Origin of the sequence: Citrobacter sp. S39 (assembly GCF_009495675.1) — a bacterium.
In the GTDB taxonomy this organism is placed as follows: Bacteria; Pseudomonadota; Gammaproteobacteria; order Enterobacterales; family Enterobacteriaceae; genus Citrobacter; species Citrobacter freundii.
Genome location: NZ_CP045555.1, coordinates 707,420 through 729,645, shown reverse-complemented (window position 1 = coordinate 729,645; position 22,226 = coordinate 707,420). Strand labels below are relative to the sequence as shown.

The window sequence follows — 22,226 nt, the reverse complement described above, 5'->3', positions numbered from 1 at the left end:
GTGATAAAGGCTTATACCTGGCAACAGAATCTAAGAAGGTGAGCTGCCCCGATGTTGAATACGCTGATTGTGGGCGCCAGTGGCTATGCCGGCGCAGAGCTTGTGACCTATGTAAATCGCCATCCTGATATGACCATAACCGCTTTGACCGTCTCAGCGCAAAGCAATGATGCAGGAAAATTAATCTCCGATTTGCATCCGCAGTTGAAAGGCATTGTCGATTTACCGTTGCAGCCAATGTCAGATATCAGCGAGTTTAGCGCAGGGGTGGATGTTGTGTTCCTCGCAACGGCTCATGAGGTGAGTCATGACCTGGCTCCGCAGTTTTTGCAGGCCGGTTGCGTGGTGTTTGACCTTTCGGGCGCGTTTCGCGTAAACGACGGCGCGTTCTATGAAAAATATTATGGCTTTACGCATCAGCATCCTGAGCTGCTGGAGCAGGCCGTTTATGGGCTGGCGGAGTGGAACGCGGATAAACTGAAAGAAGCGAATCTGATTGCTGTGCCAGGTTGTTACCCGACGGCGGCGCAGCTTTCGCTGAAACCGTTGATTGATGCCGGGCTGCTGGATCTCAGCCAGTGGCCGGTAATTAATGCGACCAGCGGCGTGAGCGGTGCGGGGCGTAAAGCGGCTATCTCCAACAGCTTTTGTGAGGTGAGCCTGCAGCCGTATGGCGTGTTTACCCATCGTCATCAGCCGGAAATCGCCACTCATCTGGGGACAGAAGTGATTTTCACCCCGCATCTGGGTAACTTCCCGCGCGGAATTCTGGAAACTATCACTTGCCGCCTTAAGGCGGGCGTAACCCATGCACAGGTGGCTCAGACGCTGCAACAGGCGTATGGCGATAAACCGCTGGTGCGTCTGTATGACAAAGGGGTTCCGGCGCTGAAGAATGTGGTTGGATTACCGTTCTGCGATATCGGGTTTGCCGTACAGGGTGAACACCTGATCGTCGTGGCGACGGAAGACAACTTATTGAAAGGCGCGGCGGCACAGGCGATGCAGTGCGCAAATATTCGTTTTGGCTTTGCCCAAACGCAGTCTCTTATTTAGGGTGCAACAATGAATCCATTAATTATCAAGCTGGGCGGCGTTTTACTGGATAGCGAAGAGGCGCTGGAACGCTTGTTTACCGCACTAGTGAATTATCGTGAGTCGCACCAGCGTCCGCTGGTCATTGTGCACGGTGGCGGCTGTGTGGTTGACGAGCTGATGAAGCAGCTGAATCTGCCGGTGAAAAAGAAAAATGGTCTGCGCGTCACGCCTGCCGATCAAATTGACATTATTACCGGTGCTCTTGCAGGAACGGCGAATAAAACCTTGCTGGCCTGGGCGAAAAAGCATCACATCGCGTCTGTTGGCCTGTATCTTGGCGATGGCGACAGCGTAAAAGTGACGCCGCTCGATAAAGAACTGGGTCATGTTGGACTGGCGCAGCCGGGTTCGCCTAAGCTGATTAACACGCTGTTGGAAAGCGGTTTTCTGCCGGTAGTGAGCTCTATTGGCGTCACTGATGATGGGCTGCTGATGAACGTGAATGCCGATCAGGCGGCAACAGCGCTGGCGGCAACGCTGGGTGCGGATCTGATCCTGCTCTCTGATGTGAGCGGTATTCTGGATGGTAAAGGCCAGCGTATTGCCGAAATGACCGCAGCGAAAGCGGAACAGCTGATTGAACAGGGCATTATTACCGATGGCATGATCGTGAAGGTGAATGCGGCGCTGGATGCCGCGCGTACGCTGGGTCGTCCGGTGGATATCGCCTCCTGGCGTCATGCAGAGCAACTCCCGGCGCTGTTTAACGGCACGCCAATTGGTACGCGTATTCTGGCTTAACTATTAATGTGCCGGATGGCGGCTTCGCCTTATCCGGCCTACGTGGGTTTTGTAGGCCCGGTAAGCGCAGCGCCACCGGGCAAAAATATCATATTAAGGAAATTCGTTATGGCACTTTGGGGTGGGCGTTTTACACAGGCAGCAGATCAGCGGTTCAAACAGTTCAACGACTCGTTGCGTTTTGACTACCGCCTGGCAGAACAGGATATTGTTGGCTCTGTGGCCTGGTCCAAAGCGTTGGTAACGGTCGGTGTACTGACTGCTGATGAACAGCTGCGGTTGGAAGAAGCGCTGAATAATCTGCTGGAAGAGGTTCGCGCGAATCCTCAGCAGATTCTGCAAAGCGATGCCGAAGATATTCACAGTTGGGTGGAAGGTAAGCTGATTGATAAAGTCGGCCAGCTTGGTAAAAAACTGCATACCGGACGTAGCCGTAACGACCAGGTCGCGACCGATCTCAAGCTGTGGTGCAAAGACACGGTTATCGAATTACTATCGGCCAATCGTCAGTTGCAAACTGCGCTGGTGGTGACGGCGGAGAATAACCAGGACGCCGTCATGCCGGGTTACACCCATCTGCAACGTGCGCAGCCGGTGACGTTTGCTCATTGGTGTCTGGCCTATGTTGAAATGTTGGCGCGTGACGAGAGCCGCCTGCAGGATGCGCTCAAACGCCTGGACGTCAGTCCGTTAGGCTGCGGCGCGCTGGCGGGTACGGCGTATGAAATCGATCGCGAGCAGCTGGCGGGTTGGTTGGGCTTTGCCTCGGCTACGCGCAACAGTCTGGACAGCGTTTCTGACCGTGACCACGTGCTGGAGTTACTCTCAGACGCCTCTATCGGCATGGTACACCTGTCGCGTTTTGCTGAAGACCTGATTTTCTTTAACACCGGCGAAGCAGGCTTTGTCGAGCTGTCCGATCGTGTGACTTCGGGTTCATCTTTGATGCCGCAGAAGAAAAATCCGGATGCGCTGGAGCTGATCCGTGGCAAATGCGGTCGCGTGCAGGGTGCGTTGACCGGCATGATGATGACGTTAAAAGGCCTCCCGCTGGCATACAACAAAGATATGCAGGAAGACAAAGAAGGGCTGTTCGACGCGCTCGACACCTGGCTGGACTGTCTGCATATGGCCGCGCTGGTGCTGGATGGCATCCAGGTGAAACGTCCGCGTTGCCAGGAAGCAGCGCAGCAGGGCTATGCTAACGCCACTGAACTGGCGGATTATCTGGTGGCGAAAGGTGTCCCGTTCCGCGAAGCGCACCATATCGTAGGTGAAACGGTGGTCGAGGCGATTCGACAGGGCAAACCGCTGGAGGCGCTGTCGCTTGCTGACTTACAAAAGTTTAGCCAGGTGATTGGCGATGACGTTTACCCGATCCTCTCGTTGCAATCGTGCCTGGACAAGCGTGCGGCGAAAGGCGGCGTGTCACCCCAGCAGGTTGCACAGGCGATCGACTACGCGAAGGCGCGTCTGGCATAAATTGATGGGTAATCATTCGAGCCTGGCGTCACGCCGGGCTTTTTTATGCAAAAAAAATGCGGACACAAGGTCCGCAAAAGTTCACGTTGGCTTTAGTTATTTCGAGTATGAGAGAAACTCTCAAAACGGACAGTAGCTTCAAGGGTTAAAGGGGTACCGTTCCGTTTCTGTGGTGCATTATTAAACAGAAAGCTTGATAGGGATAATCGTTCGTTGCTATGCTACCTATCGCTACGAACTATCGTGGCGATGGAGGATGAATAATGAATATTCGTGATCTTGAATACCTGGTAGCGCTAGCCGAACATCGTCACTTCCGACGAGCGGCAGACTCCTGTCACGTTAGCCAACCAACACTGAGCGGGCAGATCCGCAAGCTGGAAGATGAGCTTGGCGTCATGTTGTTGGAGCGTACGAGTCGCAAGGTGCTGTTCACCCAGGCTGGTTTGCTGCTGGTGGATCAGGCGCGCACCGTGCTGCGCGAGGTCAAAGTGCTCAAGGAGATGGCAAGCCAACAAGGCGAGACAATGTCTGGCCCGCTGCATATTGGTTTGATCCCAACGGTGGGGCCATACCTGCTGCCGCATATTATTCCGATGTTGCACCAGACCTTCCCAAAACTGGAAATGTATCTCCATGAGGCGCAGACACATCAGCTGTTAGCGCAACTGGATAGCGGCAAGCTTGACTGCGTCATTCTGGCGCTGGTGAAAGAGAGTGAGGCGTTCATCGAAGTACCGTTATTTGATGAGCCTATGCTGCTGGCGATCTATGAAGATCATCCGTGGGCAAACCGTGACTGTGTACCGATGTCCGATCTGGCGGGTGAAAAACTGCTGATGCTGGAAGATGGCCACTGCCTGCGCGATCAGGCAATGGGCTTCTGCTTTGAAGCGGGTGCTGATGAAGATACCCATTTTCGGGCAACCAGTCTGGAAACGCTGCGTAACATGGTGGCGGCAGGAAGCGGTATTACCTTACTGCCTGCGCTGGCTGTTCCGCCGGAGCGTAAGCGTGATGGTGTCGTTTATCTGCCATGCATTAAACCCGAACCGCGTCGTACGATTGGTCTGGTGTACCGTCCTGGTTCGCCGCTGCGCAGCCGTTATGAACAGTTGGCAGAGGCCATCCGTGGATCAATGGATGGCCATTTCGACAGTGCGTTAAAACAGGCGGTTTAAGCCATTTAGCGCTGCTACCCGATAGGCTTCTGCCATGGTTGGGTAGTTAAAGGTGGTGTTAACGAAGTACTCGATAGTGTTACCACCACCTTTTTGCTCCATTATCGCTTGTCCGATGTGAATAATTTCGGCAGCGCGCTCCCCAAAGCAGTGGATCCCCAGAATCTCTTTGGTTTCGCGATGGAACAGGATCTTCAGCGTTCCGACACTCATACCCACGATTTGCGCACGTGCCAGATGCTTAAACTGGGCGCGGCCAACCTCGTATGGAACTTTCATTGCCGTGAGTTGCTGTTCGGTTTTACCAACGGAGCTGATTTCTGGAATGGTATAAATCCCGGTCGGGATATCTTCAATCAGATGCGCGGTGGCTTCGCCTTTTACCAACGCCTGGGCGGCAATGCGTCCCTGGTCGTAGGCTGCCGATGCCAGGCTCGGATAACCGATCACATCCCCTACAGCATACACATGCGGCAGCGCCGTCTGGTACATGCTATTCACTTTGAGCTGCCCACGGCTGTCGGTTTTCAGGCCAATGTTTTCCAGCGCCAGCGAATCGGTATTACCGGTACGGCCATTGGCGTACAACAGGCAGTCTGCCTTCAGTTTCTTACCGGATTTCAGGTGCATGATGACGCCGTCATCGCAGCCTTCAATCTTCTCATACTCTTCGTTGTGGCGAATGACCACACCGCTGTTCCAGAAGTGGTAAGAGAGCGAGTCGGACATCTCTTGATCTAGGAACGCCAGCAGACGATCGCGGGTGTTGATTAAATCAACTTTGACGTCCATTCCACGGAAGATCGACGCATATTCACAGCCAATGACCCCCGCGCCATAAATCAGCACATGGCGGGGTTCGTGGTGCAGGCTCAGGATAGAGTCGCTGTCGTAAACCCGGGGATGCGAAAAGTCGACATCAACAGGGCGATAAGGACGCGAACCGCAGGCAATAACAAACTTATCCGCAGTCAGCGTTTCCACCGTACCGTCGTGACATTCCAGGGCGATCGTGTGTTCATCAACAAAACGGGCATTCCCCTGCAAAATTTCGCAGTGATTGCGCTCGTAAAATCCTTGCCGCATACGCGTTTGCTGATTAATAACGTTATCAGCGTGGTTGAGAATATCGGCAAAAGAAGAACGAAGGAGTCGGGAGTGGTCGCTGTACAGTGGGTTCTGATTGAATTCAATAATGCGGCTGACGGCGTGGCGGAGGGCTTTCGACGGGATGGTGCCCCAGTGGGTACAGCCTCCGCCGACGTTATGATAGCGCTCAATCACCGCGACGCGCGCTCCTTGCTTAACCAGACCCATTGCAGCGCCTTCGCCGCCGGGACCGGAACCTATTACTATTGCATCGTAATCGTAGGAATGTGACATGGTCAGGCTTACCTGTTCTTATACATAAAAGCAACAGAATAGTAACATCGTTGTCAGGATAACCCAATTATCGTTGTGCTTTTTTGCGAAGTCGAAGCACAAACTGCGCGTAAACAATCATTCACAAAGCCATGCCAACCGCCTAATCTCTGGTATAGTGCCAGCAAGGTATGTGGAAGGATTCAGACATCGTGATGGGCGTTAGAGCGCAACAAAAAGAAAAAACCCGGCGTTCGCTGGTAGAAGCCGCATTTAGTCAACTGAGCGCTGAGCGTAGTTTTGCCAGCCTCAGTTTACGCGAAGTTGCTCGTGAAGCGGGCATTGCGCCAACCTCGTTTTATCGCCATTTCCGCGATGTGGATGAACTCGGCCTGACGATGGTGGACGAAAGCGGTCTGATGCTGCGTCAATTGATGCGCCAGGCGCGCCAGCGTATCGCGAAGGGCGGGAGTGTGATCCGCACCTCGGTCTCAACATTTATGGAGTTCATCGGCAACAATCCCAACGCCTTCCGTTTATTATTGCGCGAGCGTTCGGGGACATCCGCAGCGTTTCGTGCAGCGGTCGCACGTGAAATTCAGCACTTCATTGCGGAACTTGCGGACTATCTGGAACTCGAAAACCATATGCCTCGTGCGTTTACTGAAGCGCAAGCCGAAGCCATGGTAACCATTGTTTTCAGCGCCGGGGCAGAAGCACTGGATGTTGGCGCTGAACAGCGTCGACAGCTAGAAGAGCGGCTGGTATTGCAACTGCGCATGATCGCGAAAGGCGCATTTTATTGGTACCGCCGTGAACAAGAGAAGATGACGCACCATTCCGAGTAACGAGAAGGACAAGCAATGAAACAGTCAGGTCAAGATAAAGGTACGCTGCTGCTGGCGCTGGTTGCTGGCTTATCGATCAATGGTACATTTGCGGCGCTGTTTAGCTCCATTGTGCCATTCTCCGTATTCCCGATTATTTCGCTGGTGCTGACGGTTTATTGTCTGCATCAACGCTATCAGAACCGCACCATGCCTGTGGGCTTGCCGGGCCTGGCCGCCGCCTGTTTTATTCTCGGTGTTCTGCTGTACAGCACCGTGGTACGCGCTGAATATCCGGATATTGGCTCTAACTTCTTCCCGGCGGTGCTGTCGGTGATTCTGGTGTTCTGGATCGGCTTTAAAGTGCGTAACCGTAAACAAGAAATTGTGGAGTAACAGTTGTCGCTGTAGGCCGGATAAGGCAAAGCCGCTATCCGGCAATCTGAACCGGTAGTGCTTATCCGGCCTCCGTTCAGTCTTACTTCTTCGTTAACAGTACTCCGCACTCCATATGGTGCGTATACGGGAACTGATCGAATAGCGCCAGACGTGAAACATTGTGCGTCTGGCTTAACGTTTCCAGGTTCTTACACAGCGTCTCCGGATTGCAGGAGATGTACAGAATGCGCGGATACGCCTGCACCATTTTCTCCGTTTCGCTGTCCAGACCGCTGCGCGGTGGGTCAACGAAGATAGTTTCACACTGGTAACTCTTCAGATCGATTCCCTGCAAACGGTTGAACTCGCGAACGCCGTTCATCGCCTGAGTAAACTCTTCGGCCGCCATGCGGATAATTTGTACGTTATCAATATGGTTAGCCGCGATGTTGTACTGTGCAGCAGCCACGGACGGTTTGGCGATTTCAGTGGCCAGTACGCGGTTGAAGTTTTGCGCCAGGGCTAACGAGAAATTGCCATTGCCGCAATACAGCTCCAGCAGGTCGCCTTTTGAGCCCCTGGTGACATCAATCGCCCACTCCAACATCTGAATATTCATGGCGGCGTTCGGCTGGGTGAAGCTGTTCTCAACCTGGCGGTAGATAATCTCTTTACCTGCAACCGGCAAGCGTTCGTCAATGTAGTCCTGGTCCAGCTCAATTTTGGTTTTGGTAGCCCGACCAATCAAATGCACGTTCAGGTTTTGCGCCCGCAGCGCATCTCGCAGCGCTTCGGCTTCCTTACGCCATTCATCATCCAGCTTTTTATGGTACAGCATCGAAACCACCGCCTGATCGCTCAGGGTTGTGAGGTAATCAATCTGAAACAGTTTGTGGCGCAGGACGTGGTTGTTGCGAACGCCGTCGATCATTGCCGTCATCAACGTGTTGATGAGCTCGCTGGCTGCCGGGAAGCTGTCGACACGAATACGGTTTTTGGTCTGGCTGTCGAACATGATGTGGTACAGGTCATCACCGTCATGCCACAGGCGGAATTCGGCGCGCATACGGTAATGGCTGACCGGTGAGCGAAACACTTCCGGAGCCTGTGCATAAAATGGCGTCATTAAGCTCTGCAGACGCACTACTTTCTCAGCTAACTGGGCGTCGTACTGTTCTGTCGGAAGGTGTTCGGGGGTCATGATGCGTCCTGAAAAATAAAAGTACGCGGGGATTGTAGGGATTGCTCAACAGATGTCCAGTCATTGATGATTTCCGATAATGTGATACGCGGTCTGGACACCAGGTTGTAACAAACTGTAGCATCCGTTTTCCGGTCCTGTGAGTTAAAAGGGAATCCAGTGTAAATCTGGAGCTGACGCGCAGCGGTAAGGAAGGTAAGAGATGAGCGCACCTGGTGCAGACACTGCGGATTGCCGCGGGAAGTCATCGTCTCTTTAAGTCGCCTCCAAGCCCGAAGACCTGCCGGCTAACGTCGCATCTGGTTTTCATCATCGCGTACTATCGGTGGGACCTGCGGCATCCTTCTTAAATTGTGGATGCTTTACAATGATCAAAAAATCATTGCTGTGCACGGCGCTGTCCGTCACGGCATTTTCTGGTTGGGCACAGGACACTCGCCCGGATACTCTCGTCGTCACTGCCAACCGTTTTCAGCAGCCTGTTAATACTGTTCTTGCCCCCACCGATGTGGTCACGCGTGAAGATATTCAGCGCTGGCAGTCAAAAGATCTGAATGATGTCATGCGTCGATTGCCGGGGGTAGATATCTCGCAGACCGGTGGGATGGGGAGCAGCTCTTCTCTATATGTGCGTGGGACTGAAGCGCGTCATGTGCTGGTACTGATTGACGGTGTTCCAATGGCACGGCCAGGCATTTCCAATGGTGTTGATATTGGCCAGATTCCGGTATCGCTGGTGCAGCGGGTTGAATACATTCGCGGACCGCGTTCAGCGGTGTATGGATCTGGTGCGATCGGTGGTGTGGTTAACATCATTACGATGAGTGATGAAGAGAAATCGCAGATCAACGCAGGCATGGGTAGTAACGGTTATCAGACTTACGATGGCGCTATCAACAAGCGTTTCGGCGACACGGTGGTGACCGCTGCCGGCGCATATCAGACGACGAAAGGCTTTAACATTCAGCCCGATTCACCCTACAGCGGTGACAGCGACCGGGATGGTTACCGTAACAAGTTGTTCTGGGGCGCGGTACAGCATAAGTTCGACAATAATTTCTCCGGTTTTTTCCGTGGCTACGGCTACACCGCGAATAGCGATTATGACCAAGGGGCGTGGGGTTATCCGGGCGGTAATGACGAAGCCCAGAATTACAACCAGTCCTGGGATACGGGTTTACGGTACAACTCTGGCATTTACTCTTCTCAGTTAATTGCTAACTACCAGCGCCTGAAGGATTACAACTACAGTAACGAGCTTGGCCGCTACGCAGGAGATGCCACGCTGGATGATATGGAACAGCGTTATATCCAGTGGGGGAATAGCATTGAGGTTGGACATGGGGCGATCAACGGCGGTGTTGACTGGAAACAGGAAAAACTGACCTCCAGTAGCACGACGTTATCCGACAGCTATAAACGTGATACGACCGGGCTTTATCTGACCGGACAGCAACAAATTGACAGCGTCACGCTGGAAGCTTCGGGGCGTGAAGATCATGACGAACAATTCGGCTGGCATGGCACCTGGCAGACCGCAGCCGGCTGGGAGTTTGTTGATGGTTATCGCGCAACGCTCTCTTACGGTACTGGTTTCCTGGCACCCTCGCTGGGTCAGCAGTACGGGGCGACGCGCTTTGCCTCATCCTATGGGCCGGGTATTGCCGCCAACCCGAACCTGAAACCGGAAGAATCCAAACAGTGGGAAGCAGGAATTGATGGATTGACAGGGCCGCTTGATTGGCGTCTTTCCGCATACCACTATGAAATTCAAAACCTGATCGACTACAAGAATAACCAGTACGTCAACGTTAAATCAGCCACGATTAAGGGGCTGGAATGGACCGGAAACATTACGACTGGCCCTGTAGAACATCATCTAACGCTACAATACGTTGATCCGCGCGATGATGACACAAACAAGGTGCTCTATCGCCGTGCAAAACAGCAGGTTAAGTATGAGTTAACCGGACAGGTCCAGGATCTGGGCTGGAACGTTGCGTATCAATATATAGGTGAACGTTACGATAATGATTACGACAATAATCGTGATGTTAAATTGGGCGGCGTCAGCTTATGGGATATCGGATTATCATATCCAATCACCTCACAGCTGACAGTTCGTGGTAAAATCGCCAACCTGTTCGATAAAGATTACGAGACAGTTTATGGCTACGCAACTGCAGGACGGGAATACACCTTGTCTGGCAGCTACACCTTCTGATCCCCGTCCCACCGTGCTGGTGTTTGATTCCGGCGTCGGTGGGTTGTCGGTCTATGACGAGATCCGGCGTCTTCTGCCGGATCTCCACTATATCTACGCTTTCGACAACGTCGCCTTCCCTTATGGAGAGAAGAGCGAGGAGTTTATCGTCGAGCGTGTTGTTGAGATTGTGACTGCTGTCCAGCAGCGCTATCCCCTTTCTCTTGCAGTCATCGCATGTAATACAGCAAGCACGGTGTCGCTTCCTGCGTTACGTGAGAAGTTTGCCTTCCCGGTTGTGGGCGTGGTGCCTGCGATTAAACCGGCGGCGCGACTCACGGCGAATGGCGTAGTGGGGCTGCTGGCTACGCGTGCAACGGTGAAGCGCTCGTATACCCATGAGCTGATTGCGCGGTTTGCTAACGAATGCCAAATTGCAATGTTGGGTTCTGCTGAGCTGGTGGAACTGGCGGAAGCGAAGCTGCACGGTGAAACAGTTTCTCTGGAAGATCTGCGGCGTATTCTGCGTCCGTGGCTGCGGATGTCGGAACCACCCGATACGGTAGTGCTCGGGTGCACTCATTTCCCTCTATTACAGGAAGAGCTTTTACAGGTCCTGCCCGAGGGAACGCGGCTGGTGGATTCTGGTGCCGCGATTGCGCGCCGCACGGCCTGGTTATTAGAACATGAAGCGCCAGATGCGAAATCAACCGATGAGAACGTTGCATTTTGTATGGCAATGACGACAGAAGCCGAACAACTATTGCCAGTGCTACAGCGCTATGGCTTTAAAACGCTCGAAAAACTGTCAGTTTAAGTGGTTTTGATGAAAAAACACGCACTCGGAAGATTATTTTAAATTTCCCCTTGTCAGCCTGAAATAACTCCCTATAATGCGCCTCCACTGACACGGAACAACGGATTACAAGCCGCCGGGTCAGCGGGGTTCTCCAGAGAATCTCGTAGAGAAAAGCAAAAATAAATGCTTGACTCTGAATGAGGAAAACGTAATATACGGGACCTCGCGACAGAGCGCTAAAGCGCGTCGCAACTGCTCTTTAACAATTTATCAGACAATCTGTGTGGGCACTCGAAGATACGGATTCTTAACGTCGCAAGACGAAAAATGAATACTCAAGTCTCTGAGTGAACATACGTAATTCATTACGAAGTTTAATTCACGAGCATCAAACTTAAATTGAAGAGTTTGATCATGGCTCAGATTGAACGCTGGCGGCAGGCCTAACACATGCAAGTCGAACGGTAGCACAGAGGAGCTTGCTCCTTGGGTGACGAGTGGCGGACGGGTGAGTAATGTCTGGGAAACTGCCCGATGGAGGGGGATAACTACTGGAAACGGTAGCTAATACCGCATAACGTCGCAAGACCAAAGAGGGGGACCTTCGGGCCTCTTGCCATCGGATGTGCCCAGATGGGATTAGCTAGTAGGTGGGGTAACGGCTCACCTAGGCGACGATCCCTAGCTGGTCTGAGAGGATGACCAGCCACACTGGAACTGAGACACGGTCCAGACTCCTACGGGAGGCAGCAGTGGGGAATATTGCACAATGGGCGCAAGCCTGATGCAGCCATGCCGCGTGTATGAAGAAGGCCTTCGGGTTGTAAAGTACTTTCAGCGAGGAGGAAGGCGTTGTGGTTAATAACCGCAGCGATTGACGTTACTCGCAGAAGAAGCACCGGCTAACTCCGTGCCAGCAGCCGCGGTAATACGGAGGGTGCAAGCGTTAATCGGAATTACTGGGCGTAAAGCGCACGCAGGCGGTCTGTCAAGTCGGATGTGAAATCCCCGGGCTCAACCTGGGAACTGCATCCGAAACTGGCAGGCTAGAGTCTTGTAGAGGGGGGTAGAATTCCAGGTGTAGCGGTGAAATGCGTAGAGATCTGGAGGAATACCGGTGGCGAAGGCGGCCCCCTGGACAAAGACTGACGCTCAGGTGCGAAAGCGTGGGGAGCAAACAGGATTAGATACCCTGGTAGTCCACGCCGTAAACGATGTCGACTTGGAGGTTGTGCCCTTGAGGCGTGGCTTCCGGAGCTAACGCGTTAAGTCGACCGCCTGGGGAGTACGGCCGCAAGGTTAAAACTCAAATGAATTGACGGGGGCCCGCACAAGCGGTGGAGCATGTGGTTTAATTCGATGCAACGCGAAGAACCTTACCTACTCTTGACATCCAGAGAACTTAGCAGAGATGCTTTGGTGCCTTCGGGAACTCTGAGACAGGTGCTGCATGGCTGTCGTCAGCTCGTGTTGTGAAATGTTGGGTTAAGTCCCGCAACGAGCGCAACCCTTATCCTTTGTTGCCAGCGGTTAGGCCGGGAACTCAAAGGAGACTGCCAGTGATAAACTGGAGGAAGGTGGGGATGACGTCAAGTCATCATGGCCCTTACGAGTAGGGCTACACACGTGCTACAATGGCATATACAAAGAGAAGCGACCTCGCGAGAGCAAGCGGACCTCATAAAGTATGTCGTAGTCCGGATTGGAGTCTGCAACTCGACTCCATGAAGTCGGAATCGCTAGTAATCGTGGATCAGAATGCCACGGTGAATACGTTCCCGGGCCTTGTACACACCGCCCGTCACACCATGGGAGTGGGTTGCAAAAGAAGTAGGTAGCTTAACCTTCGGGAGGGCGCTTACCACTTTGTGATTCATGACTGGGGTGAAGTCGTAACAAGGTAACCGTAGGGGAACCTGCGGTTGGATCACCTCCTTACCTTAAAGAAGCGTTCTTTGTAGTGCTCACACAGATTGTCTGATGAAAATTAGCAGTAAGAAAATCTCTGCAGGCTTGTAGCTCAGGTGGTTAGAGCGCACCCCTGATAAGGGTGAGGTCGGTGGTTCAAGTCCACTCAGGCCTACCAAATTCGCATCCGTGCTGTGTTACGGCGATGCTCGCATACTTCAGTATGCTTCGCACCACCGCGCCTTGCCCGGAAACGAATTAGGGTACAGAGATTAGCATTTACGATGGGGTTATAGCTCAGCTGGGAGAGCGCCTGCCTTGCACGCAGGAGGTCTGCGGTTCGATCCCGCATAGCTCCACCATCTTTACTGCAAAAACACAAGAAAACTTCAGAGTGTACCTGAAAAGGTTCACTGCGAAGTTTTGCTCTTTAAAAATCTGGATCAAGCTGAAAATTGAAACGACACACTGTTTCATTTCTCCGTAATAAGAAATGAAAAGCGGTGTGTTCGAGTCTCTCAAATTTTCGCAACACGATGGTGTTTTACGAAACATCTTCGGGTTGTGAGGTTAAGCGACTAAGCGTACACGGTGGATGCCCTGGCAGTCAGAGGCGATGAAGGACGTGCTAATCTGCGATAAGCGTCGGTAAGGTGATATGAACCGTTATAACCGGCGATTTCCGAATGGGGAAACCCAGTGTGTTTCGACACACTATCATTACGTGAATACATAGCGTAATGAAGCGAACCGGGGGAACTGAAACATCTAAGTACCCCGAGGAAAAGAAATCAACCGAGATTCCCCCAGTAGCGGCGAGCGAACGGGGAGCAGCCCAGAGTCTGAATCAGCTTGTGTGTTAGTGGAACGGTCTGGAAAGTCCGACGGTACAGGGTGATAGTCCCGTACACCAAAATGCACAGGTTGTGAACTCGAAGAGTAGGGCGGGACACGTGGTATCCTGTCTGAATATGGGGGGACCATCCTCCAAGGCTAAATACTCCTGACTGACCGATAGTGAACCAGTACCGTGAGGGAAAGGCGAAAAGAACCCCGGCGAGGGGAGTGAAAAAGAACCTGAAACCGTGTACGTACAAGCAGTGGGAGCCTCTTTATGGGGTGACTGCGTACCTTTTGTATAATGGGTCAGCGACTTATATTCTGTAGCAAGGTTAACCGTATAGGGGAGCCGAAGGGAAACCGAGTCTTAACTGGGCGTTAAGTTGCAGGGTATAGACCCGAAACCCGGTGATCTAGCCATGGGCAGGTTGAAGGTTGGGTAACACTAACTGGAGGACCGAACCGACTAATGTTGAAAAATTAGCGGATGACTTGTGGCTGGGGGTGAAAGGCCAATCAAACCGGGAGATAGCTGGTTCTCCCCGAAAGCTATTTAGGTAGCGCCTCGTGAACTCATCTTCGGGGGTAGAGCACTGTTTCGGCTAGGGGGTCATCCCGACTTACCAACCCGATGCAAACTGCGAATACCGAAGAATGTTATCACGGGAGACACACGGCGGGTGCTAACGTCCGTCGTGAAGAGGGAAACAACCCAGACCGCCAGCTAAGGTCCCAAAGTCATGGTTAAGTGGGAAACGATGTGGGAAGGCACAGACAGCCAGGATGTTGGCTTAGAAGCAGCCATCATTTAAAGAAAGCGTAATAGCTCACTGGTCGAGTCGGCCTGCGCGGAAGATGTAACGGGGCTAAACCATGCACCGAAGCTGCGGCAGCGACACTATGTGTTGTTGGGTAGGGGAGCGTTCTGTAAGCCGTTGAAGGTGTATCGTGAGGTATGCTGGAGGTATCAGAAGTGCGAATGCTGACATAAGTAACGATAATGCGGGTGAAAAACCCGCACGCCGGAAGACCAAGGGTTCCTGTCCAACGTTAATCGGGGCAGGGTGAGTCGACCCCTAAGGCGAGGCCGAAAGGCGTAGTCGATGGGAAACAGGTTAATATTCCTGTACTTGGTGTTACTGCGAAGGGGGGACGGAGAAGGCTATGTTAGCCGGGCGACGGTTGTCCCGGTTTAAGCATGTAGGCGGAGGTTCCAGGTAAATCCGGTACCTTTTTAACGCTGAGGTGTGATGACGAGGCACTACGGTGCTGAAGTAACAAATGCCCTGCTTCCAGGAAAAGCCTCTAAGCATCAGGTAACACGAAATCGTACCCCAAACCGACACAGGTGGTCAGGTAGAGAATACCAAGGCGCTTGAGAGAACTCGGGTGAAGGAACTAGGCAAAATGGTGCCGTAACTTCGGGAGAAGGCACGCTGATATGTAGGTGAAGTGATTTACTCATGGAGCTGAAATCAGTCGAAGATACCAGCTGGCTGCAACTGTTTATTAAAAACACAGCACTGTGCAAACACGAAAGTGGACGTATACGGTGTGACGCCTGCCCGGTGCCGGAAGGTTAATTGATGGGGTTATCCGTAAGGAGAAGCTCTTGATCGAAGCCCCGGTAAACGGCGGCCGTAACTATAACGGTCCTAAGGTAGCGAAATTCCTTGTCGGGTAAGTTCCGACCTGCACGAATGGCGTAATGATGGCCAGGCTGTCTCCACCCGAGACTCAGTGAAATTGAACTCGCTGTGAAGATGCAGTGTACCCGCGGCAAGACGGAAAGACCCCGTGAACCTTTACTATAGCTTGACACTGAACACTGGTCCTTGATGTGTAGGATAGGTGGGAGGCTTTGAAGTGTGGACGCCAGTCTGCATGGAGCCATCCTTGAAATACCACCCTTTAATGGCTGGTGTTCTAACGTGGACCCGTAATCCGGGTTGCGGACAGTGTCTGGTGGGTAGTTTGACTGGGGCGGTCTCCTCCTAAAGAGTAACGGAGGAGCACGAAGGTTAGCTAATCCTGGTCGGACATCAGGAGGTTAGTGCAAAGGCATAAGCTAGCTTGACTGCGAGAGTGACGGCTCGAGCAGGTGCGAAAGCAGGTCTTAGTGATCCGGTGGTTCTGAATGGAAGGGCCATCGCTCAACGGATAAAAGGTACTCCGGGGATAACAGGCTGATACCGCCCAAGAGTTCATATCGACGGCGGTGTTTGGCACCTCGATGTCGGCTCATCACATCCTGGGGCTGAAGTAGGTCCCAAGGGTATGGCTGTTCGCCATTTAAAGTGGTACGCGAGCTGGGTTTAGAACGTCGTGAGACAGTTCGGTCCCTATCTGCCGTGGGCGCTGGAGAATTGAGGGGGGCTGCTCCTAGTACGAGAGGACCGGAGTGGACGCATCACTGGTGTTCGGGTTGTCATGCCAATGGCATTGCCCGGTAGCTAAATGCGGAAGAGATAAGTGCTGAAAGCATCTAAGCACGAAACTTGCCCCGAGATGAGTTCTCCCTGAGACTTTAAGTCTCCTGAAGGAACGTTAAAGACGATGACGTTGATAGGTCGGGTGTGTAAGCGTAGCGATACGTTGAGCTAACCGATACTAATGAACCGTGAGGCTTAACCTTACAACGCCGAAGATGTTTTGGCGAAGAGACGACATTCAGCTTGATACAGATAAGATTAACCGGCGAAAAGCGGGTTAATAACAGAATTTGCCTGGCGGCTGTAGCGCGGTGGTCCCACCTGACCCCATGCCGAACTCAGAAGTGAAACGCCGTAGCGCCGATGGTAGTGTGGGGTCTCCCCATGCGAGAGTAGGGAACTGCCAGGCATCAAATAAAGTGAAGAAGCCCATCCTGACGGATGGGCTTTTTTGCGTGTGTGCGGGGTAAAAACCGCCGGGCTGAACGTATTGTGCAGGCCTGATAAGCGCAGCGCATCAGGCAGATCACGACACCGCACCATCGGGTGCAAAGCAATATCCTGAGCCTCCATAACACAAGCCATTCTGCAGTATATGCGGTAAACTAGGCGCGATTTTGCATCAGGAAAGCGTCTATGAATCACTCCCTTAAAGCCTGGAACACCTTCGGTATCGATCAGCAAACGAATGAACTTGTCTGCGCCGAAAATGAACAACAATTACTGAATGCCTGGCAATCAGCCAATGCATCGCATCATCCAGTACTGATTCTGGGCGAAGGGAGTAACGTCCTGTTTCTTGATACCTTCCAGGGTACGGTGATCGTCAATCGTATTAAGGGTATTGAGATTACAGAGCAACCTGATGCGTGGCATTTGCACGTAGGCGCGGGTGAAAACTGGCATCAGTTGGTGTGCTATGCGCTGGAGCGCAACATGCCAGGCCTGGAAAATCTGGCACTCATTCCCGGCTGCGTGGGTTCATCGCCAATCCAGAATATTGGTGCCTATGGCGTAGAGCTGCAGCGCGTCTGCGAATACGTAGACTGCGTTGAGCTTGCGACTGGCAAACATCTGCGCGTTAACGCAGCAGAATGCCGTTTTGGTTACCGTGACAGCATCTTCAAGCATGAATACCAGGATCGTTTCGCAATTGTAGCCGTTGGTCTGCGCTTACCTAAACAGTGGCAGCCCGTTTTGACTTACGGTGACTTGACGCGTCTGGATCCTACAACAGTAACACCTCAGCAGGTTTTTGATTCTGTCTGCCATATGCGCACGACAAAACTACCCGATCCGAAAGTAAACGGTAATGCGGGTAGCTTCTTTAAAAACCCTGTTGTCGATGGGTATATTGCGCAGGAGCTCCTGGCTAAATTCCCAACAGTACCTCATTACCCGCAGGCTGATGGTTCTGTGAAACTGGCAGCAGGCTGGCTTATCGATCAGTGCCAGCTAAAAGGTATGCGCATTGGTGGCGCGGCGGTACATCAGCAGCAGGCACTGGTGCTGATCAATGCAGATAATGCGACGAGTCAGGATGTAGTGCAACTTGCACACCATGTGCGCCAAAAAGTCGGTGAGAAATTTAATGTCTGGCTCGAACCAGAGGTCCGGTTTATTGGTCCGCAGGGTGAAATGAATGCTGTGGAGATCATTGCATGAAGGATAATACCGTCCCTCTGACGCTTATTTCATTATTGGCCGATGGAGAATTTCATTCCGGTGAGCAGCTCGGTGAAACGTTGGGAATGAGCCGTGCCGCAATCAATAAGCATGTCCAGACGTTGCGCGACTGGGGGGTTGATGTCTTTACTGTTCCTGGTAAAGGATACAGCTTACCGGAGCCTATCCAACTATTAGATGCCTCACTTATTCATTCTCAACTGGATGGTGGAAATATCACTGTCCTGCCGGTTATCGACTCAACCAATCAGTACCTGATGGACCGAATAGGTCAGCTGGAGTCAGGGGATGCCTGCGTCGCTGAATATCAGCAGGCCGGGCGCGGCCGCCGTGGACGTAAATGGTTCTCTCCCTTTGGTGCTAACCTATACCTCTCGATGTTCTGGCGGCTGGAACAAGGCCCGGCCGCTGCAATTGGTCTGAGTCTGGTGATTGGTATCGTCATGGCTGAGGTTTTGCGCGATCTGGGTGCGGATAAAGTCCGTGTAAAATGGCCCAACGACCTCTATTTACTCGACCGTAAACTGGCAGGGATCCTGGTAGAACTCACTGGTAAGACAGGTGATGCCGCGCAAATTGTTATTGGCGCGGGTATTAATATGTCCATGCGCCGGGTTGAAGAAAATGTGGTTAATCAAGGCTGGATTAACCTGCAGGAAGCGGGCATTAACATTGACCGCAATACCCTTGCTGCCCGACTGATACGTGAGTTGCGCGCTGCGTTGGTGCTCTTTGAGCACGAAGGTTTAGCTCCGTATCTGTCTCGCTGGAAGAAACTGGATAACTTTATCGACCGCCCGGTAAAACTTATTATTGGTGATAAAGAAATATTTGGTATCTCTCGTGGAATAGACGCGCAAGGTGCATTATTGCTTGAACAAAATGGCGAGATCAAACCCTGGATGGGTGGAGAAATATCGCTGAGAAGTGCTGAATAATAAGAAGGGGAGCTGAGGCTCCCCTTCTTATTTATTTACGTAGCCTGACTTGCTCAACGGCATGATTGGCGCTTTTAGTCATAATCAAGCTGGCTCTTTCACGTGTTGGTAAAATGTTTTGCTTTAAATTCAGCCAGTTAATTTCTTTCCATAGCGATGTGGCAGTATTGATAGCCTCATCTTCTGATAATTTTGCATAGTTATGGAAATAAGAGTCCGGGTTGGTAAACGCCCCTTCACGGAATTTCAGAAAGCGGTTGATATACCACGTCTGGAGTAATTCTTCTGGCGCATCAACATAAATAGAAAAGTCGACAAAGTCAGAAACAAATACATGATGTGGATCGTGAGGATAGTCCATCCCGCTTTGTAATACATTTAACCCTTCGAGTATTAATATGTCGGGCTGGGCAACGGTTTTGTCGCCATCAGGGATCACATCATAGATGAGATGGGAATAGACCGGCGCCGTGACGTTAGGTACGCCTGATTTCAGATCGGAAACGAATTTAACCAAGCGATGCATATCATAGGACTGGGGGAAGCCTTTCTTCTTCATTAGTCCACGATCTTTCAATACCTGGTTAGGGTGGAGAAAGCCATCGGTAGTAATCAATTCAACCTTACGATGCTCTGGCCAGCGACTGAGTAAGGCCTGCAAAACACGCGCTGTCGTACTTTTACCGACGGCAACGCTGCCAGCAATACTAATAATATAAGGAATACGCTCGCCATTCGTGCCTAAAAATTGCTCCAGCACTGCCTGACGTCGCAGGTTTGAACTGATGTAAAAGTTTAGCAAACGCGAGAGAGGCAAATAAATCTCGGCAACTTCTTCCAGCGATAAGTCTTCGTTAATGCCTTTAAGACGAGCAATCTCTTCCTCGGTCAGGGTCATCGGCACGGAATCACGAAGCGCAGCCCACTGGTTGCGATCAAACTGTAGGTAAGGCGACGTTAACGCTTGCTCTTTTATACTCATACGCATGGTCTGGCTGTCATTGCTATATCAGGTCTGCGGTAAAAAACGAAATCATCCCCGGTACGCAATGGCACACACATTTCAGTTAATTTGGACAATGGGCAGGAGGGTAACACCAGATGGAGGGGAATAATAAGAAAAAATCATCCTCTGAAATGCAATGTGACGGGTATTCCAGATGTATAAAGATGTGCTTTCTCTCTATCGACGCGTGCATGCTGGAGCAAAATTCCTCCCTGAGGTGGCACCTTGCGTTGGAAATTTGTCCAATCCAAAGAAGAAATAGATTATTTATCGGTCGCATAGTGCAAAATGTGAGCGATAGAACATTTTATGCAATTTTTTAGTTGCATGAGTGCGCATGTCTCCATAAAATGCGCGCTACTTGATGCCGACTTAGCTCAGTAGGTAGAGCAACTGACTTGTAATCAGTAGGTCACCAGTTCGATTCCGGTAGTCGGCACCATCAAGTCCGGTGGGGTTCCCGAGCGGCCAAAGGGAGCAGACTGTAAATCTGCCGTCACAGACTTCGAAGGTTCGAATCCTTCCCCCACCACCACTTTCTGGCAGCGTTATCGCCGCCTGAGTTGATTAAAAAATTAATCAGCTCGAACAGAAAAGAGAGAAATCTCTTTTTTGTTACAGAAAGAACTGGGTAGCCGAGTTTCAGGATGCGGGCATCGTATAATGGCTATTACCTCAGCCTTCCAAGCTGATGATGCGGGTTCGATTCCCGCTGCCCGCTCCAGACGTGCTGATATGGCTCAGTTGGTAGAGCGCACCCTTGGTAAGGGTGAGGTCCCCAGTTCGACTCTGGGTATCAGCACCACTTCACTTCTCCTTCCCGTTTCTCTCTGTTTACTTTTAAAAGCATTCAACAGCTCAGGTATATTGCCTGGTTGATGTGGTGATATCACCGATTTATCCGTGTCTTAGAGGGACAATCGATGTCTAAAGAAAAATTTGAACGTACTAAACCGCACGTTAACGTCGGTACTATCGGCCACGTTGACCATGGTAAAACAACGCTGACCGCTGCAATCACTACCGTACTGGCTAAAACCTACGGCGGTGCTGCTCGTGCATTCGATCAGATCGATAACGCGCCGGAAGAAAAAGCTCGTGGTATCACCATCAACACTTCTCACGTTGAATATGACACCCCGACTCGCCACTACGCACACGTAGACTGCCCGGGCCACGCCGACTATGTTAAAAACATGATCACCGGTGCTGCGCAGATGGACGGCGCGATCCTGGTTGTTGCTGCGACTGACGGCCCGATGCCGCAGACTCGTGAGCACATCCTGCTGGGTCGTCAGGTAGGCGTTCCGTACATCATCGTGTTCCTGAACAAATGCGACATGGTTGATGACGAAGAGCTGCTGGAACTGGTAGAAATGGAAGTTCGTGAACTTCTGTCTCAGTACGATTTCCCGGGCGACGACACTCCGATCGTTCGTGGTTCTGCTCTGAAAGCGCTGGAAGGCGAAGCAGAGTGGGAAGCGAAAATCATCGAACTGGCTGGCTTCCTGGATTCTTACATCCCAGAACCAGAGCGTGCGATTGACAAGCCGTTCCTGCTGCCTATCGAAGACGTATTCTCCATCTCCGGTCGTGGTACCGTTGTTACCGGTCGTGTAGAGCGCGGTATCATCAAAGTTGGTGAAGAAGTTGAAATCGTTGGTATCAAAGAGACTGCTAAGTCTACCTGTACTGGCGTTGAAATGTTCCGCAAACTGCTGGACGAAGGCCGTGCTGGTGAGAACGTTGGTGTTCTGCTGCGTGGTATCAAACGTGAAGAAATCGAACGTGGTCAGGTACTGGCTAAGCCGGGCTCTATCAAGCCGCACACCAAGTTCGAATCTGAAGTGTACATTCTGTCCAAAGACGAAGGCGGCCGTCATACTCCGTTCTTCAAAGGCTACCGTCCGCAGTTCTACTTCCGTACTACTGACGTGACTGGTACCATCGAACTGCCGGAAGGCGTAGAGATGGTAATGCCGGGCGACAACATCAAAATGGTTGTTACCCTGATCCACCCAATCGCGATGGACGACGGTCTGCGTTTCGCAATCCGTGAAGGCGGCCGTACTGTTGGTGCGGGCGTTGTTGCCAAAGTAATGAGCTAATTGCCGAATAACATTTGACGCAATGCGCAATAAAAG

Annotated in this window: 14 protein-coding genes, 6 tRNA genes, 3 rRNA genes, 1 pseudogene and 1 riboswitch; of the genes and pseudogenes, 20 read left to right on the top strand and 4 right to left on the bottom strand. The window is 51.9% G+C overall.

Translation table 11 applies throughout. The features are described 5' to 3' along the window. The first annotated feature begins 51 nt into the window (after positions 1-51). The 4 genes from argC (at position 52) to oxyR (ending at position 4,502) form a co-directional block, all read left to right on the top strand. Positions 52-1,056 carry an N-acetyl-gamma-glutamyl-phosphate reductase gene (argC, locus tag GFB57_RS03355; RefSeq protein WP_008323185.1) on the top strand — a complete coding sequence of 335 codons (1,005 nt, stop codon included), beginning with the start codon at positions 52-54 and terminating at the stop codon, positions 1,054-1,056. Between the two features lie 9 nt (positions 1,057-1,065). Beyond that, complete coding sequence (gene argB, locus GFB57_RS03350) at positions 1,066-1,839, top strand: acetylglutamate kinase (protein ID WP_003028854.1); 774 nt, start codon at positions 1,066-1,068, stop codon at positions 1,837-1,839. A gap of 108 nt (positions 1,840-1,947) precedes the next feature. Next, positions 1,948-3,321, top strand: coding sequence for an argininosuccinate lyase (gene argH, locus GFB57_RS03345; protein WP_003028856.1), 1,374 nt, complete (start codon positions 1,948-1,950; stop codon positions 3,319-3,321). A 263-nt stretch (positions 3,322-3,584) separates the two neighbouring features. Next, the gene (oxyR, locus tag GFB57_RS03340; RefSeq protein ID WP_003028858.1) at positions 3,585-4,502 is read left to right on the top strand and encodes a DNA-binding transcriptional regulator OxyR; all 918 of its coding nucleotides are present in this window, start codon (positions 3,585-3,587) and stop codon (positions 4,500-4,502) included. On the opposite strand, the gene sthA is transcribed toward oxyR, so the two are convergent. After that, positions 4,485-5,885 carry a Si-specific NAD(P)(+) transhydrogenase gene (gene sthA / locus GFB57_RS03335; protein WP_003028860.1) on the bottom strand — a complete coding sequence of 467 codons (1,401 nt, stop codon included), beginning with the start codon at positions 5,883-5,885 and terminating at the stop codon, positions 4,485-4,487. The two genes, oxyR and sthA, sit on opposite strands and share 18 nt — an antisense overlap. A 191-nt stretch (positions 5,886-6,076) precedes the next feature. Between sthA and fabR the strand changes: the two genes are divergently transcribed. Together fabR and GFB57_RS03325 are read left to right on the top strand one after the other, a co-directional pair. Further along, positions 6,077-6,712, top strand: a complete 636-nt coding sequence (fabR, locus tag GFB57_RS03330) for an HTH-type transcriptional repressor FabR (protein ID WP_003028862.1) — start codon at positions 6,077-6,079, stop codon at positions 6,710-6,712. 15 nt (positions 6,713-6,727) lie between these two features. Beyond that, positions 6,728-7,087 (top strand): YijD family membrane protein, encoded by a 360-nt coding sequence (locus GFB57_RS03325; RefSeq protein ID WP_003028863.1) that lies wholly within the window; start codon positions 6,728-6,730, stop codon positions 7,085-7,087. Positions 7,088-7,169: 82 nt separating this feature from the next. Here the strand turns inward: GFB57_RS03325 and trmA are convergent, their stop codons facing one another. Further along, positions 7,170-8,270, bottom strand: a complete 1,101-nt coding sequence (gene trmA / locus GFB57_RS03320) for a tRNA (uridine(54)-C5)-methyltransferase TrmA (protein ID WP_003028866.1) — start codon at positions 8,268-8,270, stop codon at positions 7,170-7,172. A gap of 115 nt (positions 8,271-8,385) precedes the next feature. Next, positions 8,386-8,573, top strand: a riboswitch (cobalamin riboswitch). A 64-nt stretch (positions 8,574-8,637) separates the two neighbouring features. On the opposite strand from trmA, the gene btuB reads away from it, so the two are divergent. The 9 genes from btuB (at position 8,638) to birA (ending at position 19,076) form a co-directional block, all read left to right on the top strand. Then, positions 8,638-10,494 (top strand): TonB-dependent vitamin B12 receptor BtuB, encoded by a 1,857-nt coding sequence (btuB, locus tag GFB57_RS03315; RefSeq protein ID WP_003028868.1) that lies wholly within the window; start codon positions 8,638-8,640, stop codon positions 10,492-10,494. After that, positions 10,439-11,290, top strand: a complete 852-nt coding sequence (gene murI / locus GFB57_RS03310) for a glutamate racemase (protein WP_003028870.1) — start codon at positions 10,439-10,441, stop codon at positions 11,288-11,290. Before btuB ends, murI begins: the two co-directional genes overlap by 56 nt. Positions 11,291-11,668: 378 nt before the next feature. Continuing rightward, positions 11,669-13,210, top strand: a 16S ribosomal RNA gene (locus GFB57_RS03305). Between the two features lie 71 nt (positions 13,211-13,281). After that, positions 13,282-13,358: transfer RNA gene (locus tag GFB57_RS03300), tRNA-Ile, on the top strand. A 108-nt stretch (positions 13,359-13,466) separates the two neighbouring features. Further along, positions 13,467-13,542, top strand: a tRNA-Ala gene (locus tag GFB57_RS03295). A 206-nt stretch (positions 13,543-13,748) separates the two neighbouring features. After that, a 23S ribosomal RNA gene (locus tag GFB57_RS03290) occupies positions 13,749-16,655 on the top strand. 90 nt (positions 16,656-16,745) lie between these two features. Next, positions 16,746-16,861 (top strand): 5S ribosomal RNA (gene rrf, locus GFB57_RS03285). Together the 16S, 23S and 5S rRNA genes with 2 tRNA genes alongside form the textbook arrangement of a ribosomal RNA operon. 227 nt (positions 16,862-17,088) lie before the next feature. Then, positions 17,089-18,117 (top strand): UDP-N-acetylmuramate dehydrogenase, encoded by a 1,029-nt coding sequence (gene murB, locus GFB57_RS03280; RefSeq protein WP_003031102.1) that lies wholly within the window; start codon positions 17,089-17,091, stop codon positions 18,115-18,117. Further along, entirely contained in the window at positions 18,114-19,076 is a 963-nt protein-coding gene (gene birA, locus GFB57_RS03275; protein WP_003031105.1) for a bifunctional biotin--[acetyl-CoA-carboxylase] ligase/biotin operon repressor BirA, read from the top strand. Before murB ends, birA begins: the two co-directional genes overlap by 4 nt. A 31-nt stretch (positions 19,077-19,107) precedes the next feature. Here birA and coaA read toward each other — a convergent pair whose 3' ends face one another. Beyond that, a complete protein-coding gene (gene coaA, locus GFB57_RS03270; RefSeq protein ID WP_003031107.1) occupies positions 19,108-20,058 on the bottom strand; it encodes a type I pantothenate kinase in 951 nt (316 codons plus the stop codon). Between the two features lie 302 nt (positions 20,059-20,360). Next, a pseudogene (locus GFB57_RS03265) lies at positions 20,361-20,429 on the bottom strand (hypothetical protein); the annotation flags it as partial. A 19-nt stretch (positions 20,430-20,448) separates the two neighbouring features. On the opposite strand from GFB57_RS03265, the gene GFB57_RS03260 reads away from it, so the two are divergent. From GFB57_RS03260 to tuf, 5 genes are all read left to right on the top strand, one after another. Then, positions 20,449-20,524, top strand: a tRNA-Thr gene (locus tag GFB57_RS03260). A gap of 8 nt (positions 20,525-20,532) precedes the next feature. Next, a tRNA-Tyr gene (locus GFB57_RS03255) sits at positions 20,533-20,617 on the top strand. Positions 20,618-20,731: 114 nt separating this feature from the next. Beyond that, positions 20,732-20,806: transfer RNA gene (locus GFB57_RS03250), tRNA-Gly, on the top strand. 5 nt (positions 20,807-20,811) lie between these two features. Continuing rightward, positions 20,812-20,887: transfer RNA gene (locus GFB57_RS03245), tRNA-Thr, on the top strand. A gap of 118 nt (positions 20,888-21,005) precedes the next feature. Beyond that, positions 21,006-22,190, top strand: a complete 1,185-nt coding sequence (gene tuf, locus GFB57_RS03240; RefSeq protein WP_003031109.1) for an elongation factor Tu — start codon at positions 21,006-21,008, stop codon at positions 22,188-22,190. Positions 22,191-22,226 lie beyond the last annotated feature (36 nt).